At 49.2% G+C, this 17253-nt stretch carries 12 protein-coding genes; 4 read left to right on the top strand and 8 right to left on the bottom strand.

Annotated elements, in window-relative coordinates; all coding sequences use genetic code 11:
• Nucleotides 1–70: 70 nt before the first annotated feature.
• Entirely contained in the window at nt 71–385 is a 315-nt protein-coding gene (gene trxA, locus M2137_RS04730; protein ID WP_280765316.1) for a thioredoxin, read from the top strand.
• Nucleotides 386–434: 49 nt separating this feature from the next.
• On the opposite strand, the gene mnmD is transcribed toward trxA, so the two are convergent.
• A complete protein-coding gene (gene mnmD / locus M2137_RS04725; protein ID WP_280765315.1) occupies nt 435–1103 on the bottom strand; it encodes a tRNA (5-methylaminomethyl-2-thiouridine)(34)-methyltransferase MnmD in 669 nt (222 codons plus the stop codon).
• A gap of 103 nt (nt 1104–1206) precedes the next feature.
• Here mnmD and M2137_RS04720 point away from each other — a divergent pair, with 103 nt between their 5' ends.
• A complete protein-coding gene (locus M2137_RS04720; RefSeq protein WP_280765314.1) occupies nt 1207–3933 on the top strand; it encodes a response regulator in 2727 nt (908 codons plus the stop codon).
• On the opposite strand, the gene M2137_RS04715 is transcribed toward M2137_RS04720, so the two are convergent.
• The 5 genes from M2137_RS04715 to frr form a co-directional block, all read right to left on the bottom strand.
• Nucleotides 3915–4919: a HAMP domain-containing sensor histidine kinase gene (locus M2137_RS04715; RefSeq protein WP_280765313.1), complete on the bottom strand. Its 1005-nt coding sequence runs from the start codon at nt 4917–4919 to the stop codon at nt 3915–3917. The two genes, M2137_RS04720 and M2137_RS04715, sit on opposite strands and share 19 nt — an antisense overlap.
• On the bottom strand, nt 4916–6283 hold the full coding sequence (locus M2137_RS04710) for a sigma-54 dependent transcriptional regulator (protein ID WP_280765312.1): 1368 nt from the start codon (nt 6281–6283) through the stop codon (nt 4916–4918). The genes M2137_RS04715 and M2137_RS04710 overlap by 4 nt, the downstream gene beginning before the upstream one ends.
• A gap of 87 nt (nt 6284–6370) precedes the next feature.
• Nucleotides 6371–9277, bottom strand: coding sequence for a DEAD/DEAH box helicase (locus M2137_RS04705; RefSeq protein ID WP_280765311.1), 2907 nt, complete (start codon nt 9275–9277; stop codon nt 6371–6373).
• 60 nt (nt 9278–9337) lie between these two features.
• Nucleotides 9338–10270 (bottom strand): ribosome small subunit-dependent GTPase A, encoded by a 933-nt coding sequence (gene rsgA / locus M2137_RS04700; RefSeq protein ID WP_280765310.1) that lies wholly within the window; start codon nt 10268–10270, stop codon nt 9338–9340.
• A 97-nt stretch (nt 10271–10367) separates the two neighbouring features.
• Nucleotides 10368–10928: a ribosome recycling factor gene (gene frr, locus M2137_RS04695; RefSeq protein ID WP_280765309.1), complete on the bottom strand. Its 561-nt coding sequence runs from the start codon at nt 10926–10928 to the stop codon at nt 10368–10370.
• A gap of 490 nt (nt 10929–11418) precedes the next feature.
• Between frr and M2137_RS04690 the strand changes: the two genes are divergently transcribed.
• Together M2137_RS04690 and M2137_RS04685 are read left to right on the top strand one after the other, a co-directional pair.
• Nucleotides 11419–12696, top strand: coding sequence for an O-acetylhomoserine aminocarboxypropyltransferase/cysteine synthase (locus M2137_RS04690; protein ID WP_280765308.1), 1278 nt, complete (start codon nt 11419–11421; stop codon nt 12694–12696).
• 81 nt (nt 12697–12777) lie between these two features.
• On the top strand, nt 12778–13251 hold the full coding sequence (locus M2137_RS04685) for a YkgJ family cysteine cluster protein (RefSeq protein ID WP_280765307.1): 474 nt from the start codon (nt 12778–12780) through the stop codon (nt 13249–13251).
• 12 nt (nt 13252–13263) lie between these two features.
• Here the strand turns inward: M2137_RS04685 and M2137_RS04680 are convergent, their stop codons facing one another.
• Both M2137_RS04680 and M2137_RS04675 read right to left on the bottom strand, forming a co-directional pair.
• The gene (locus tag M2137_RS04680) at nt 13264–14631 is read right to left on the bottom strand and encodes a glycoside hydrolase family 27 protein (protein WP_280765306.1); all 1368 of its coding nucleotides are present in this window, start codon (nt 14629–14631) and stop codon (nt 13264–13266) included.
• Between the two features lie 189 nt (nt 14632–14820).
• Nucleotides 14821–17250, bottom strand: coding sequence for a BamA/TamA family outer membrane protein (locus tag M2137_RS04675; RefSeq protein ID WP_280765305.1), 2430 nt, complete (start codon nt 17248–17250; stop codon nt 14821–14823).
• Between the last annotated feature and the right edge of the window lie 3 nt (nt 17251–17253).

The raw sequence follows: 17253 nt of genomic DNA, 5'->3' as shown, positions 1-17253 counted from the left end.
CTCAAAAGAATGACTACTTTTGGCTTCGCAAAACGAACAATTAACTAATAAAATATAAAGATAAACAATTATGGCACTACAGATTACAGATGCAAATTTCGAAGAATTAGTAAACTCAGGCAAACCTATGGTTCTTGATTTCTGGGCAGAATGGTGTGGCCCCTGCCGCATGGTTGCCCCCATTATTGACGAACTGGCAGAAGCCTATGAAGGACGTGTAACCATTGGCAAAATGGACGTGGATGAAAACAATGATGTGGTAGGTCAGTTTGGCATTCGCAATATCCCTACTGTGTTGTTTTTTAAAGACGGAAAAATGGTCGACAAACTGGTAGGTGCTACGACAAAAGATAAATTTGTAGAGAAAATAGAATCTCTATTGTAAAAAAACAATTCATTTCATAATATAGAAGCGCTGCCTGTCAGCGCTTTTTTTATGGCTTCTTCCCGCGCAGCATATGGCGTTTGCCCGGAGGTCCCGGTAGGCGTTCCATTTGGAAACCGGCCGTTTGCAGGTTGCGACGCACTTCGCCTTTGGCGCAATAGGTCACAAAGATAGCGCCCGGCGATGCCGAGGCGTAGAGCTTTTCAAACAATGGCAGGTTCCACATCTCCGGCTGTTTCTCGGGAGCAAAGGCATCAAAGAAGATCAGGTCTATCCCTTCCGGCAGTTGACAGCTATTGATATCCCCCTCCATCTTATAAAGCGAAAACCGATCGGTGATGGCTACCGCTTCCCCCCAGTGTGCCCGGTGCAATGATATGAAAAGATCTTTTTTCTGCGGCGCGACCGCATTGGCGTAATTGAGCTCCTCGATCAAGCTCTCTTCCAACGGGAAACGCTCGATAGCATAATAATCAATCTCTTTTTCTGATTTATCTGCTTCGCATAATGTTAGAAAAGCATTCAACCCCGTACCAAAACCAATCTCCAGTATGCGGATTCGTTGCTGAGGCATTGCCTGCCATCCTGCCTGAATAAACACATGGGTAGACTCCTGAATGGCACCTTTGGTGGAATGATAATGCTCATTCATGGAGGGGATAAACAGCGTGTGGCTGCCGTCTTCTGTTTTAGTAAGAATTCGTTCTTGGGGAATCATAGGGCAAAGATACTATTTTCTTCATAGCTATGATTTTAAAGGCAAATTTGTTGATTCTTCCAATTATTCTTACATTTGTATAAACATATTTACTTATTAATCGATGATTAATTGCTTAAGCGTCATAAAACGCTCCATTATATTGTCTTTACGATGTGCTATCGTATGTTTCGTTTTAGGGATAATTTTTCCTGTTGAAGTATGGGCGGATGATACAAAACCTATACTGATCATCAGTTCCTATAATCCGGACACCCGGAATATGTCTGCCAACATTGCAGAGTTCATGGAAGAGTATAACCGGTTGGGCGGAAAAGCGCCGATCGAGTTGGAGAATATGAACTGCAAGAGTCTGCCCGAAGCGCCGGAATGGAAGGAGCGCATGAAGCATTTACTGGAAAAGCATACCGGAGAACGCGAGCCGGGTCTGATATTGATTCTCGGGCAAGAGGCCTGGTCGTCGTATATTTCGCAAGACGAGATTCCTTTGAAAGATGTGCCTATTATTTGTGGTATGATCAGCCGTAACGCCATTATTCTACCGGATTCGGAGATCACTCCGGAGGAGCTGAAAACATGGGAACCGGAGTATGTAGATATCAAAACGTATGAAAGCGAGTTTCCCCTGACGGGTTATTTGTATTCATACGACGTGGAAAACACCCTGGAATTGATCAATCACCTGTATCCCGAGACAAAGAATATTGCTCTGATTACCGACAACACCTACGGAGGGATTGCTCTTCAGGCGTTTGTCAAACAGGAATTGACACGTTTGAAGGGGTATAACCTGATTTTGATCGATGGACGCGTGAACGGTATCTATGACAATGTCGAACAAATCCGCAACCTGCCCGAGCATACGGCAATCCTGATGGGAACCTGGCGGGTGGATGTGAACGACGGTCATTTTGTAGGTAATGCGACCTATACGATGATGAGCGCCAACTCTTCCGTTCCTACGTTCACCCTGACGGCGGTCGGCCTGGGTCACTGGGCGGTTGGCGGGTATATCCCGGACTACGACAACCGCAATATGGGGAGAGACTTGGCAAAGCAAGCCTATGATATTCTTTCCGGAAAGGTGGATCATAAGAGGCTAAAGCCAGAAATTGTACCGAGTGTCTATACCTTTGACGCGGTTAAATTGAAAGAACTGGGAATTGACAAGAAGTTACTACCCGCCCATTATATGTTGATCAATGATGAAGAGAACTTCTTGTCGAAATACCGGTTTGAAATCCTGATCGCCGTGGTGGCTGTATTGGGCATATTCTTAGTGATGGTCTTTATTTTCTTCTTACGTATGAAAAAAATGAAAGACAGCCTGGTGGATCTGCAGGAGGACAATGTGCTTATCATGAACAATATGCAGTCGTCGATCCGTTTTATCAAGCCGGACTTTTCGGTGAAGTGGCAAAACCAGATCGATTATCCCTGCAGTCCGCAATATGGACCGGATAACTGTTTCCTTTCCAAAGATAGCAAACTGCCTTATTGCGACAGATGTACGGTAGTTAAGTCTATGCAAACGGGAGAAGTGGTTGAAGTAACCCGTGACTGCAACGAAGAAGGTATCTATATCCATGTGTTGTCGACTCCTGTTTTTGATGATAACGGCACTCTGTTGGGCGTCGTATTCAAGAAAGAAGACGTTACCGGGCAGAAGATTGTAGAGCATGAGTTGCGTCAAGCCAAAGAAAAAGCGGAAGAATCCGATCGTCTGAAGTCAGCCTTCTTAGCCAATATGAGCCATGAAATACGCACGCCCCTGAATGCGATCGTTGGTTTCTCGGGCTTGTTGGCTGTGACCGAAGACCAGCAGGAGCGGGAAGAATATATTAGCGTGATCAATGCCAACAATGATTTATTGCTGCAGTTGATCAATGATATTCTTGACCTGGCTAAGATTGAAGCCGGTACCTTAGATTTCGTTTATGGTGATGTGGATGTCAACCGTTTGTTTTCGGACATCGAACAATCCGGTCGCCTGAAGGTGAAACCGGGTGTGCGCTTAGCCTTCGTCGACAAGCAGCCTGATTTCATGATTTACACAGACAAGAACAGGCTTTCCCAGGTGGTAAACAACTTCATTAACAATGCTGTTAAGTTTACCGATGAAGGCAGCATCACTTTCGGCTACGAGCACCGCGACGGAATAATCTATTTCTATGTGAAAGACACCGGTTGCGGTATGTCGGAAGAGGGGGCAAGCCAGGTATTTACCCGGTTTGTAAAACTAAACAGTTTTGCCCAAGGGACAGGCCTCGGATTGTCTATCTGTGAGATGATCGTAAAGAAAATGGACGGCGAGATCGGGGTCGATTCGGAACTGGACAAAGGCTCTACCTTCTGGTTTACATTGCCTGACAATATTATCCGTTCTTCAAAGGATTACGACGATTCGATCCTGAGTGAAGAGAAAAAAACGGCTGTTCAGGTGATACAGAAAGCCGACGGTAAACGATTGAAACTATTGATTGCAGAAGATAACAGCAGTAATTACACGCTTTTCAAATCCATGCTGAAAGACTTTGAACTCTATCATGCCCACGACGGCGTAGAGGCAGTAAGGCTTTTCAAAGAGAACAATCCGGATATTATCCTGATGGATATCAAGATGCCAAATATGGATGGGTATGAAGCGGTTGCCGAGATCCGTAAATTAAACACGACGGTTCCGATCATAGCCGTAACAGCGTATGCCTTTGGTGATGACGAGCGGCGGGTGAAAGAGAGCGGTTTCAACGACTATCTGGCAAAGCCTATCAATCCCGAAAAGTTATTGGATCTCATCGATGACTACCTCTATCACGACAACGAGGGTTGATTGGGTATTTTCAACGTAAACAAAGTTCCTTTTCCCTGCATGGAGTCCACAGCAATGGTGCCTCCGTGTCGGTTGATGATCTGCCGGCAAATGCTTAATCCGATGCCGGATCCTCCTGTTTTTGTTGTGAAGAAAGGCACAAATACCTTGTCGAGTGCTTCAGCAACAATGCCTTCCCCATTGTCGAAAACCGTAAGCACGGTTTTTCCTTCCCGCTGGTAAGCCTCGAGTTCGATTGTCGGGTTTTCTACCTCTTTACAGGCTTCCGCCGCATTTTTAATCAGATTGAGTAATACCTGTTCTATCAGGGAACGGTCGGCATTCATGCGCAAGGTGTCGGGTTTTACATTATAGGTAAAAGTGATCTGCTCGGCATACAATAGTTCCTGTATATCTTGAAACAACGGCTTTACGCTGAATGGCTGCAACACGGGAACCGGTATCCGGGTGAGCTTGCGATAGTTCTCCACAAAGTCCAACAAACCTTTGCTTCGGCGATGGATCGTGCGGATGGCCTGCAGCATGATCTCGTAATCCTTTTCGTTCATGCCATTCTGCTCTGCTCGCTCCGTCACGGTTTCCGAGAGGGAGATGATGGGAGCGATAGAGTTCATGATCTCGTGCGTCAATACACGAATCAATTTTTGCCAGGCTTCCGTTTCCGCTTCCGAAACGACCGATTGATAGAGCCGGTCGCGAAAGGCCGACAGGGCTTCGTTCATAGCCTCGATCAGTTGTTTTTCGTATTCTTTCCCCGGCTGAATAGGGAAGGAAACATTTAAGTCACCGTAATGAATATTGGATATCAGTTGTTTCATGCGGCGCAGGCTCTTTTGTTGCTCACGGTAGAGCGATATGCCCAAGGCCATGATGCCGAATCCGACCATGATCGCCGTGAAATAGAGTCCCTTCACAACTAAGTAAGCGGCGGCCAGCGATAATAGTATGATCCCGGCTATCTTTAGGATGACCATGGAATGTCTCATAATCCTAATTTTTCCAGTTTGCGATATAGGGCAAAGCGTGTGATGCCCAGCAGTTCGGCCGCCCGTGTCACATTGCCGTCAGCCCGGCGGAGCGCCCGTTCGATGGCCTCTTTTTCAAGAAGGGAGAGGTTGAGTTCCTCAGAGGTGTTCTTACTTGTCTGCGGGGCGGGGCGCAACATAAAGTCTTCCTGCCTCAACATGGATCCGTTGGATAGTATGACGGCACGCTCGATAGCATGTTGCAGTTCGCGCACATTGCCGGGCCAGCCGTATTGCTGTATCTTATTGCGCCCATCGCGCGTAATGCCTTTTATCTCTTTTTTGTATTTATGCGCATAGCGAGCCAGGAAGTAATCGGCCAATAATTGAATATCCGATCCCCGCTCACGCAGAGGCGGTATATGCAATTCGATGGTATTAATGCGGTAAAGCAGGTCCTGGCGGAAGCGCCCTTCGGCCACCATGCCGTGGATATCTATATTGGTAGCGCATATCAATCGTACATCGATCGGTATCGTCCGGGTGGCACCCAATCGCACAATCTCCCTCTTCTCAATGGCAGTCAGGAGCTTCGCCTGCATCGGCAGGCTCAGGTTGCCGATCTCGTCTAAGAAAAGTGTTCCCCCCGAAGCGACCTCCAAGCGTCCCGATTTGTCTTTCCGGGCATCGGTAAAGGCACCTTTCTCATAACCAAACAATTCGCTTTCGAAGAGCTGCTCGGGAATGCTGCCCAGGTCGATACCCACGAAGATGCGTTCAGCCCTTGGCGACTGATGGTATAGGGCGCGTGCAACGAGGTCTTTGCCTGTGCCGTTCTCGCCCAGTATCAATATGTTGGCATCGGTATCGCGTAGCTTTTCAATGGTCGAGTACACCTCTTGCATCGCCTGGCTCTCGCCAATGATCTCATATTGACTGTCGTGCGCCGTCTCGCCCAATGCCGCGACCTGCTCTTTTAACTGCTGCACCTCCGTCCGGCTTTTGCGCAATTCCATCGCTGCCGAAAGGGTGGCCAATAGTTTCTCCTTCTCCCAGGGCTTGGGAATGAAGTCGGTGGCACCGGCTTTGATGGCACGAACGGCTTTATCGGTATCGGCATAGGCTGTCATGAAAAGAACTACGACCTGGGGATCGACCGTTTTGATCTTTTCCAACCATTGAAAGCCTTCCTGCCCACTGATGGCATCCCGTTTGAAATTCATATCCAGGATAATCACATCCGGATGATAGGCTTCCATAAACTGCTCGATCTTTTCCGGATGCGTGGTCACACGTATCTGTCCCACATAAGCTTCCAACAACAGGTGGAGCGCAAAGAGAACATCTTCGTTGTCATCAACGATCAGTATTTTGCCTTCTTTCATACATTCCTCTTTAAGTTAGGCAAATATAGGGATAAAGAGTATAGGATGTACGTGCGTAAGCGCACGAATTTCGTGCTGATTCGCACACTAAAACAACTCCTCGATCTCGTTCCAATTAAGCATGGAAAGCGGATTGTTGTTTTGTACAAAGGTTTCGAATAGTGCTGTTTTGGTTTCCTGTAGGTGTATGATTTTTTCTTCTACGGTATTGGAGGAGATAAACCGGAAGGCAATGACCGGTTTCTCCTGCCCGATACGGTGTGCCCGGCTCAACGCCTGCATCTCCGCCGCGGGGTTCCACCAGGGATCGATGATAAACACATAGTCGGCCGCCGTCAGATTCAGGCCGGTTGCTCCCGCTTTCAGGGAGATAAAGAAGCAATGCACGTCGTCGCGTTTACTGAATCGTTCGATCTCCTCCTCCCGCTTGGTGGTCTCTCCGGTCAACATGGCATACTTCCACCTCTCCCGGTCGAACTTTTCCGCCAGCAGATTCAGGTGTTTCACATACGACGAGAAGACCAATACCTTATGCCCGCGTGCTTTCAGGTTTTCGAAGAAGAGAATGATCTGCTCGAACTTGCCGGAATCCTCTTTATAACCGGGATCGATCATCTGCGGATGGTTGGCCAGTTGGCGTAGTCTGTTCAATCCTTCTAAGGCAATAAAGGTGTTGTTTCGCTGATCGGGATGCTCTTTTGCTTTCAACAGGGTGTTGCGAATCCGGTTCTTTTCGGCCAGATAGGCCTCCTCCTGCGCCTCCGTCATGTCGCAATAGACCACCTCCTGCAGCAATGGAGGCAGTTCGGGCGTTACCTCTTCCTTCGTGCGGCGCAGCATAAACGGTGAGATCAACCGGCGCAATTGCTTTTCCCTCTCCTCCTGTTTCTCTTTCCCGATCTTCTGGATATACTCTTTCTTGAAAAAAGAGAAATTGCCCAGTAGTCCTTCGTTGATGAAATGGAATTGTGCCCACAGATCTTCTAAGGAATTTTCGATCGGCGTACCGGTCAATACAAAGCGGTGATCCGACTGCAATTGTTTGGCCGCCTTGTAGGAAACCGAAGAGGGATTCTTAATATACTGGCTTTCATCGAGTATAATCATCTGAAACGGATAGGCAGCCATGTATTCTATATCGTTGCGCATCGTACCATAGGAGGTGATCACCACCTCGAACCGGTCGAATACCTCCCGGACCGAGTGGGAACGCATCCGGTTTGTTCCGGCATAGACAAAGACCCGCAGTTCGGGTGCGAAGCGCTTCAGTTCGTTTTTCCAGTTATGCAACAGCGAGGTAGGCGCTACCACCAGGCTGGCAGGCAAGGCAGAGCGGAAGGGATCGAACAAGGAGAGCTGCCCTGTTGCCGGTGCGGCACTCTTCCGGTCTGCCTCGGCATAGACCGATTGCAACAGGGTGATCATTTGCAAGGTCTTACCCAACCCCATATCGTCGGCCAGACATCCCCCGAAGTGATGATTATAGAGGTGCGACAACCAATAGAAACCCTCTTTCTGGTAAGGCCGCAATTCCGCTTTCAACTGGGAAGGCAGCGAAGGATGTTGCACCGGCACCTCTAAGAGCTTGCGAAGCCGCTCCTGCTTATCGGCTGGGATCTCCTCCATAAGCGCGGAGGCCATGACGCCTATATGTATCTTTTTCAGTTGCAGGCGGTCGTTTTTCTCCCTGCCATAGCGGAACAGTTCCGTGTATTTCACAAACCATTCGTCGGGCAATAATAGGATCGTCTTGTCGGGCAACAGAAACTCTTTCCTCCCTTCGAGAATATGCTTGCGGAAACGGCTGAACGGAATGCGGAATGCGCCTGCCACCACCGTGATGTTGACTTCAAACCAGTCGATCTTCTCGTCCAGATCAGACTCTTTCCGGATCGGTCCGATGTAATAAACCTGTTCGCCGGTCTGTTCCAGTTCGAAGTCGTATTGCAGTATCTCTTTCTTCTGGTAAAGCCATTCGATCAGGCGGTAGGGATCCTCTTTTGGCGGAGCCACATAGTGGTTGACTCCTTCTTTTTGCAGCCCTTCCCGCAATAGAATGCCAACCAGTTCCTCCTCCCACTTTATGTCGCGCATATACCATTCGATAGCCACCTCTCCCTTCTCCTCCTTTAGTTCGACCACCTTCCGGGTTTTGTCTTCCCGAAAGAAGGTGCGGTTGCCCTGATAGAGGAAAGAAAGCAATAACACATCATCCTGATTCAGATCCTTCTCGAGCGTCAGTTTCGCCTGGCGCGTAGGACGAATCGCAGCAACGGGTATGCCTTCGATATGCACATCGTATTCCAACAAAGCCTTGGTCACGAAGTTGCGTATATACATCTTCTCGGAGGCCGCTGGCACGCTGATATAATCTTTGGTCAGGAATGGCTCGAGCTTCTTGGAGTCGATCGTCTCAATGGTGTGGATCTCTTTGTCAAGCAATACGACCGAGGGTTTGTTGCATAACACCACCGCCCGTTTTCCCTTCAGATTGATCTCTTTTTCCCGGTTGGTAAGCGAAATGAAATAGCGCAATCCCTCCTGTTCGTCTTTCACAAAATGGAAGAGGCAGGTGGTCTTTTCCGGCAAAACCTCTATTTCGTTTTGCACAAACAGGGTATTGTTCGAGAGATCCGTCCGCAGAAAAGCACGGATTCCGGTTCGTATAGCCAGTTGGGTCACCTTCTGGTTGATTTGTTCGATCCGGGGATAGATATAACGTTCGAGTGTTTCTTCGGTCACCTCTTTGTAGAATTCGGTGATTGACTTCTTGCGCGAATAGAGTTTCATCAGGTGCTGGTCGCTGCCTTCGTTTACCCGCCGGATCAGTTCGAGCCATTCGGGGGAGCGTCCCCGCTTCTCTTCCTGCGCCGGATCGGGACTACCCAGTATGCGCATGCTACCACTTTCCGTCTTTTCAGCCGAAAAAACCGCGTATTTCCATCCGAAATAGCGGTGCGCATATAAAACCAAGATAAGTTCGTCGTTATTCATCAATCGTTGCCTTCGGACATATTGAAACCTACAAAGGTAAGCCGAATTTGGGAGTCGATACTAATATTCTTCCCGGTATTTGCCCTCATCCCGGTCGGAAAGGATGCTCAGGTAGCTTTTATAGCGCGACTCGTTGATGCGTTCTTCGCGGATCGCGTCTAATACGGCACAGCCCGGTTCGTGGCGGTGGGTGCAGTTGTTGAAGCGGCAATGGGTCGATTCCCGGAATATCTCCCGGAAATAATGGGATATCTCGGCATCTTCCATATCGAACGTACCGAACCCTTTGATACCCGGGGTGTCGATCAGGTATCCCCCTTCGGGCAGGCTGATCATTTCAGAGAAGGTCGTGGTATGCATTCCTTTATTGTGGTATTCCGAGATATCGCTGGTGCGCAAATCCACTCCGGGCACCAGTTTGTTGATAATCGTGGATTTCCCTACGCCCGAATGGCCGGAAAGCAGGCTCACCCGCCCTTTCAGTTGTTCCTGGATGGCTTCGAAGCCCTCCCCGGTTTTGGCACAGAGGCGGTAGCAGGGGTAGCCGATCGATTCATAGAGTGCGATCAATTCCTCCAGCCGTGCCTGGTCTTCTCCCCGGTAACGGTCGATCTTATTAAATACGATGCGCACAGGCACCTGATAGGCCTCGGCCGTAGCAAGAAAGCGATCCATAAATATGGTCGTGGTGATGGGAAAGTTCACGGTTGCGATCAGCATCGCCTGATCGAGGTTTGCCCCGATAATATGTGATTGTTTCGAGAGGTTGGAAGCGCGGCGCACGATATAGTTCTTCCGGTCTTCAATCTCCCGGATCATACCCATGCCTTCGTTGTTGATGTCGATATGCACCCAGTCGCCGACCGACACAGGATTGGTGCTCCGTATCTCTTTCAGACGGAAATTTCCTTTGATCTTGCATTCGATATCCCGTCCGTCCTCCGTCCGTACGGTGTACCAGCTACCGGTGTTTTTGATGACTAAGCCGCGCATTCTTTAATTGAAAATTAAAGAATTATGAATTATGAATTATGAGCGAGCCCCATTCATAATTCATAATTCATAATTGTTTAATTCTGCCTGGGCAGAATTAAACCGTCATGATTTCTTTTTCCTTCGCAGCATACAATTCATCCGTTTTCTTGATAAACTTATCATGGATCTTTTGTACTTCTGCTTCGGCATCTTTTTCTACATCTTCGGGCACACCGTCTTTCACACTTTTCTTGAGCAGGTCGATTGCGTCACGACGGGCGTTGCGGATGCTGATCTTCGCGTTTTCAGCCTCCTGCTTCGATTGCTTAGCCAGTTGGCGACGACGCTCTTCCGTCAGAGGAGGAATACCCAGGCGGATGATCTCCCCGTTGTTTTCGGGCGTAATACCTACATCCGAATTCAGGATCGCCCTTTCGATCTCTTTGATCATCGGCTTCTCCCAGGGAGTGATAATGATGGTCTTGGCATCGGGCGTATTGATAGAAGAGACATTGCTCAATGGCACCAGTCCCCCATAGTAAGGCACACGTACGCCGTCCAGAATCTTCGGATTGGCTTTGCCAGCGCGGATATGCGATAGCTGTTCGTCCAGATATTCGATAGCTGATTGCATTTTTTCTTCAGCTCCTTTTACATACTGCTTAATATCTACCATAAGATTACCTGTTTATATGTTTTTTCCGTTTCGTTATCGTTCCGTTTTTTGATAAACAAAAGTAGTAAAGATTTTCAACTAAACAAATTCACATCGGGCATCCTTTCAGGGCAGACGTATATAGGCTTTGCATTTTTTATAGAATGTGGAAATATAGGGCGAAAATGAAAAATCGAAGTGTAAGCAAGAGAGGCCAATTTTAACTAAAACTCGACCCTTTTGCTTACTATCCGTACTGTTAAAAAGTGTTTCTCCCGGGAGTTTGTCTCCAAAGTCCCGGGTTTTTGCAAAAATTCTCCTGCCGAAATATCATTTTGTCATTTTGCCTTCTCCGAAGAAGGGAATGCAAATTGAAAAATCTTCAAGTCGGAAAATAGGGAAAGGTGGGGAGGACGTTTTAGTAATAATCTGTATTTAACACTTAACTTATTTTCACTACCTTTGCCACCCTACGTTGATGTGTATAATTCTAATTAATTGATTTAAAACAATGGCTAACAAATTAAAACCGGGCACGTTGTGTGTGCAGGCCGGATGGCAACCTAAAAAGGGCGAACCGCGCCAGCTTCCTATTTATCAGAGTACGACATTCAAATATGACACCAGTGAGCAGATGGCGCGTTTGTTTGACCTGGAGGAGAGCGGTTATTTCTATACCCGTCTGCAAAATCCGACCAACGATGCGGTGGCGGCCAAGATCACGGCCTTGGAAGGAGGGGTGGCCGGTATGTTGACATCGTCGGGACAGGCAGCCAATTTTTATGCTTTGTTCAATATTTGCGAATCGGGCGACCATTTTGTGGCACAAACCAGCATATACGGAGGAACCTACAATCTCTTTGCGGTAACGATGAAGAAACTGGGCATCGAATGTACATTCGTTGATCAGGATGCTTCGGAGGAAGAGATCATGCGGGCCTTCCGACCGAACACCAAAGCGTTGTTCGGCGAGACGCTGTCGAACCCGGGCGTGATGGTCTTGGATATCGAAAAGTTTGCCCGCATCGCACACAAACAGGGTGTTCCTCTGATTGTCGATAATACGTTTCCTACGCCTATCAACTGCCGCCCGTTTGAGTGGGGAGCGGATATCGTGACCCATTCGACGACAAAATACATGGACGGACACGCGGCGGCGGTGGGCGGCGCTATTGTCGACAGCGGCAATTTCGACTGGGATGCCTATGCGGATAAGTTTCCGGGGCTGTGTACGCCCGATGACTCGTATCACGGACTGACCTATACCAAAGCATTTGGTAAAGGCGCTTATATTACCAAGGCGACGGCACAACTGATGCGCGACCTGGGATCTATTCAGGCGCCGGAGAATGCTTTTCTGTTGAACCTCGGACTGGAAACGCTTCATCTGCGCATGCCGCAACATTGCCAGAATGCCCTGGCGGTCGCCGAGTGGCTGGAGAAGAACGAGAAGGTGGCCTGGGTGAACTATCCGGGACTGAAAAGCGATAAATACTATGACCTGGCGCAAAAGTATATGCCCGACGGCACCTGTGGCGTGCTTTGCTTCGGTCTCAAAGGCGGACGCGAGGAATCGATCCGGTTTATGGACAGCCTGAAACTGGTGTCGATCGTGACCCATGTGGCCGATTCGCGTACCTGTGTGCTTCATCCTGCCAGCCATACGCATCGTCAGTTGAGCGATGAACAACTGAAAGAGGCGGGCATCGCTCCCGACCTGATCCGGTTCTCCACCGGCATCGAGTGTGCAGAGGATATTATTGCGGATGTTGAGCAGGCGCTACAATAAGAAATTATGAATTTTGAATTATGAATTATGAATTTCATGTTCCCCGAATTCATAATTCATAATTCATAATTTATAATTAACATGGATTTACAGGAAAAAGCCGAAAAGGTAGAGAAAGAGACCCGGCAGTTCTTTAAGAACATAAAAAAGAACCGGATGCGTGAATTGGATGACGTGGTTCATGCACTTCATGAGGAGGTGTTCGAGGAGATCGATTGCCTGGCGTGCGCTAATTGTTGCCGTTCGCTGGGGCCGCGATTGACCGATCGTGACATCGAGCGGATGGCCTCAGCCTTGCGGATCAAGCAACAGGAGGTGATTGCCCGCTACCTGCGCATCGACGAAGACAATGATTATGTATTCAAAGAGATGCCCTGTCCTTTTCTTTGTGCCGACAACTATTGCAGCATATACGAAGACCGTCCGCGTGCCTGTCGCGAGTATCCGCATACCGACCGCAAGAAATTCTATCAGATCTACCCGCTGACCATAAAAAATGCCGGGACTTGCCCGGCAGTTTTTGAAATCTTAGAACGATTGAAAAAAGAGTTTTAAGCCTCTCTCCCCTTAATTCGCGAATTTATACAATCCCGACGCGTGCGGAGCCAATGTCTGTACGAAGTCGTTGGATACGATACCCAGCTCTTCGCCGGTCCACATATTCGTCACCTTACAGTCGCCATTCAAGCCCAGATCTTTCAGGTTGACAGCGATCTCCTGCGCCTTTTCGTCGTCGATATTAAAGATAGCCAAATAGGCTTCCTGCGTATTCGGATTGCGAGAGGCAATCGCTACCTTGTTGTCTTGCTGGAAAAGCTGTTGCACATCCGTGCCTTCGCGGTGCATTTTCAATACCTCTTTATTGGTAAGCAAAGAGAGGGTGAAGGCATCGTTGCTCGGCAGATCGCCACCAAACATCAAGGGCGAACGGAAAATGGTGAACAGCGTCATCAGGGTGTATTGCTCGTCCGGTGTCAGACGGGTCATGCGGTCTTCGCCTCGCTCGCCACGTACGGAGATTCTTCCCAGCGGAATCATATCGCAATCGGGCCAGGTGCCGGGCGTAATATAGGGATACCAGCCCTGGGCTACGTCCAACAGGTGGGTGATGTCTCTCCAAAGATCCCATACATCGTCGACCATACGCCACATATTGGCATGCTCGCGCACATGTTCGGCGTCTTCAAGCGGTGTTTTTCCCGGCGACAGGCTTAATACGATCGGACGGCCGCATTGGTCGATGGCGTTACGCACCAGTTCGATCTCCGGCTGATGATACGGACGGGTAATATCGTCGATCTTCACAAAGTCGACACCCCAGTCGGCATACAGGTTGAAAATAGAATTGTAATACTCCTGCGCACCCGGACGATCGGCTACAACTGTGTAGTTGTCGCGCAACCAGCGGCATTGCAGTTCCGTGGAGTAGATTTGGTCGGCCGTTACGCCTTCCGCCCCTAAGATCGGGAGTTTCTTTTCTACGGCCTCTTTCGGGATGCCGCGCATGATGTGGATACCGAATTTCAATCCTTTACTGTGTATATAATCGGCCAGTTCCTTGAATCCTTTTCCGTTGGCAGAAGAGGGGAAACGGTTCGTGGCCGGCTGATAACGTCCGTATTCATCCAATACATAGCGCGGGTCGGTTTGGTTGTATCCGCCCGCTTTGTCGTTCTCCACAAACCAGCGGATATCCACTACCACATACTCCCAGCCAAACTCTTTCAGGTTCTCTGCCATATAGTCGGCATTGGCTATCACCTCATGTTCCATCACCGTCGGCCCATAGCAATCCCAGCTATTCCAACCCATCGGAGGGGTCTTGGCCCATTCCTTAAACTCCCCTTGCTGGAAAGCCACTCTCTCTACCTGCTTCTGCCCGCAGGAGCTCAACAGAAGAGCCGCCCCAAGCAATACTAACACACCATGTTTCATATTCTTTCTTTTAGAGTTATAAAATTTTATTGTTTGCCAAAAGTAGCTATTCTTTTTAATTTGACGAGCCTCTACATAGCCAAAACAACACATTCATCATTCAACACGCGTGAAAAGCCCAACATACCCTCCACCATTTGCCATTTTAATCTTTGATAGCAAAACCGCCTTTTGTTTACACTCACCCTGTCAAAACGGATAGCCGACGGCCAGATGCCAGGAATAGCCTCCTTCGCGGAAGGGGTTGATATTGAAATAACCCTTCTTGTCGGTGGCGTAAGGGACATGCAAGCCCAAGCCTACATCGAAGCGGATCAACAGGAACGAGAGGTCGTAGCGCAGACCCACCCCGGTACCTAACGCCAGGTCGTTGAGGAATTCGCTGGCTTTGAACGTGCCGCCGGTGCGGTCGTCTTCGCGAGCCGCCCATATACCACCGGCATCCAAAAACAAGGCACCCTCCAGGTCGCCTACCAGGCGCACGCGGTATTCCAGGTTGGCTTCAAACTTATAATCTCCCGTGCGATCGATATAGGTGTATGGATTTGTTTTGGGATCGGCATAATAACGTCCCGGGCCGATCGAACGGATCGTAAAAGCACGCACACTGTTGGCTCCTCCGATATAGAATTGTTCATTGTAAGGCGCTACCCGCGAGTTGCCATAACTGTAGATTCCACCAGCCATCAAACGTCCGACGAGCCGGTTGTTCTTATCGATGCGGCGGTTGTAGCGAAACTCGCTGGTCAGTTTCAGGAATTGCGCGTATGGGCTTCCGAATAGTTTTTTCCCTTCCTTATTGAAGTCGTTTCCGGCAATGGCGCCTATGCTGCTGATCAGGTTACCGGCTTGCGTAAACGAGGTGGTCCAGGAGAAATAATGTCGCTTAGCTATCGGCGTGTTGTCGTAGGTAAACATATAACTCATGGCCGGAACAAACTGATCCTGCAGACTCAGCCAGAGCGAAGGGTTCTCTTCCGCCTTTTCGATAAAGAGATCCGTTGGCTTCATTTTATTATAGTTCAAACGGAAGGGCGTCACCTGGTGGCGGGTGGTCGGACTTGGACGGAAGTCGTACATCATCGTTAACCCGAAAGAAGTCATCCGGAAAAAGCGCGCCCGGTTGATCAGGTCGGCACTCAATTTGAAGGTCGTGCTGGAGGGACGCACCAGGTCACGGTAAACAAACCCTGGGAAGAGCACGAAAGGCATGGTCAATGTCGAATTGGCGCCTATCTCGTAGCTGTTTATTTTCGTTCCGTCGATCCGGTTTCCTGTTTGCCATTCGTAAGAGCCTTTCACCTGGAAGCCCAATAACTCCCCGCCGTGGAACGCATTTCTGCGGGTGATCGAGAAGATTGCTCCCGGACCGGCATAATCGTTGCTCTTCGTACTGGCATTCACTTCCAATTCACCATCGTAAGGATAATCGAAGACGGTATTGATGCGCACATCCAAGAGGTTGTTCTGGTTGTATATATCGCTCCGGCGGCGCAGGCTATCCAAGCGCTCTACACCACCCTGTTCATCGCGGGTACGCCTATTGTAACTGCCTCGTCCGATGCTGTCGCGCGCGGTCGAACGGTTCACTTCCGTATATTGAAACTCGGCATAACGGAACACATTCAGGCGCGAAAGCCCGGTTTGCGTGCGCTGTTGCTCCTCCAGGGTGTAGAGGTCTCCCGGTTTGAAACGCAAGCGGCTGTATAATACCTCGGGGCGAAGCTTCAGTTTCCCTTCGTAATAGATCGTCATATCCTTGTAGCGGATCGAATCGGTAGGCGCCTCGCTGTTGTATCCATTCATATACACCGAGATGTTTCCGATACGGTAGGGCGCCATGGCATTCGGAGGCGTTCCCTGTTTTCGCATCACCCGGAGCCACACCTTGCCCGGCGATTGCAGGGTGTCGGCTTCATAGACCACATATTCAGGGCGATAGAAATAGAAACCATTGTTGCGCAGGAGGGTAGCAATGCGTTGACGCTCATTCTCCAACCGGATCACATTGAACTGGTCGCCATTACGCAACAGGCTTTCGTGCCGGTGCGCATTGATCAACGTATCGGCAAAATGGCGCATCCGCATATACTGGATACTGTCATAGCGGTAGGCGTTGTTCATCTCCACCGAATAATTGATCTTTGCCTGCAGGGAATCCTTTTTGTCGGGGAGTATCTCATAGGCTACATGCCCGTCGAAGTAACCATTTTCGTGCAACATATTCCGGGCGACCGCCACACGCACATCGGGATTGACCGTATTGATAAGTACCGGCTTGGCAGCAAACTTATCGAATATCCATTTGCCGACTCCGCCTTTGTATTTCTTAAATCCATTGTAGATCCACAAGCCGAAAGGAATAGGGATGCGCGTGGTTGAACTACCGAACAAGGCGTTGTTGGGCGCATACGCCAAAGCACCCTCTACCTCTTGCATGGCAGCATCCCCCTCGCGGGTCGGGTCGGGGTCGGCCACCTCCATCTTTTTGATGCCTGTATAGAGCACCTCCCCTTCGGGCAGGTGTTTGGTGACCGAACAGGAGCTGACAAAGCCCGCCCCTACCGCCAGTAGGAGAAGAAGGAGACGTAGGTTATATGTATGATTCTTTTGTTTCATCCT

Source organism: Parabacteroides sp. PFB2-10 (assembly GCF_029893085.1).
Taxonomy (GTDB): domain Bacteria; phylum Bacteroidota; class Bacteroidia; order Bacteroidales; family Tannerellaceae; genus QVMG01.
This window is presented reverse-complemented; position numbering and strand designations above follow the sequence as displayed.

Excerpts from the sequence above, each read along its gene's own strand:
- trxA (WP_280765316.1), top strand. The coding sequence starts at position 71 with ATGGCACTACAGATTACAGATGCAAATTTCGAAGAATTAGTAAACTCA.
- mnmD (WP_280765315.1), bottom strand. The coding sequence starts at position 1,103 with ATGATTCCCCAAGAACGAATTCTTACTAAAACAGAAGACGGCAGCCAC.
- M2137_RS04720 (WP_280765314.1), top strand. The coding sequence starts at position 1,207 with ATGATTAATTGCTTAAGCGTCATAAAACGCTCCATTATATTGTCTTTA.
- M2137_RS04715 (WP_280765313.1), bottom strand. The coding sequence starts at position 4,919 with ATGAGACATTCCATGGTCATCCTAAAGATAGCCGGGATCATACTATTA.
- M2137_RS04710 (WP_280765312.1), bottom strand. The coding sequence starts at position 6,283 with ATGAAAGAAGGCAAAATACTGATCGTTGATGACAACGAAGATGTTCTC.
- M2137_RS04705 (WP_280765311.1), bottom strand. The coding sequence starts at position 9,277 with ATGAATAACGACGAACTTATCTTGGTTTTATATGCGCACCGCTATTTC.
- rsgA (WP_280765310.1), bottom strand. The coding sequence starts at position 10,270 with ATGCGCGGCTTAGTCATCAAAAACACCGGTAGCTGGTACACCGTACGG.
- frr (WP_280765309.1), bottom strand. The coding sequence starts at position 10,928 with ATGGTAGATATTAAGCAGTATGTAAAAGGAGCTGAAGAAAAAATGCAA.
- M2137_RS04690 (WP_280765308.1), top strand. The coding sequence starts at position 11,419 with ATGGCTAACAAATTAAAACCGGGCACGTTGTGTGTGCAGGCCGGATGG.
- M2137_RS04685 (WP_280765307.1), top strand. The coding sequence starts at position 12,778 with ATGGATTTACAGGAAAAAGCCGAAAAGGTAGAGAAAGAGACCCGGCAG.
- M2137_RS04680 (WP_280765306.1), bottom strand. The coding sequence starts at position 14,631 with ATGAAACATGGTGTGTTAGTATTGCTTGGGGCGGCTCTTCTGTTGAGC.
- M2137_RS04675 (WP_280765305.1), bottom strand. The coding sequence starts at position 17,250 with ATGAAACAAAAGAATCATACATATAACCTACGTCTCCTTCTTCTCCTA.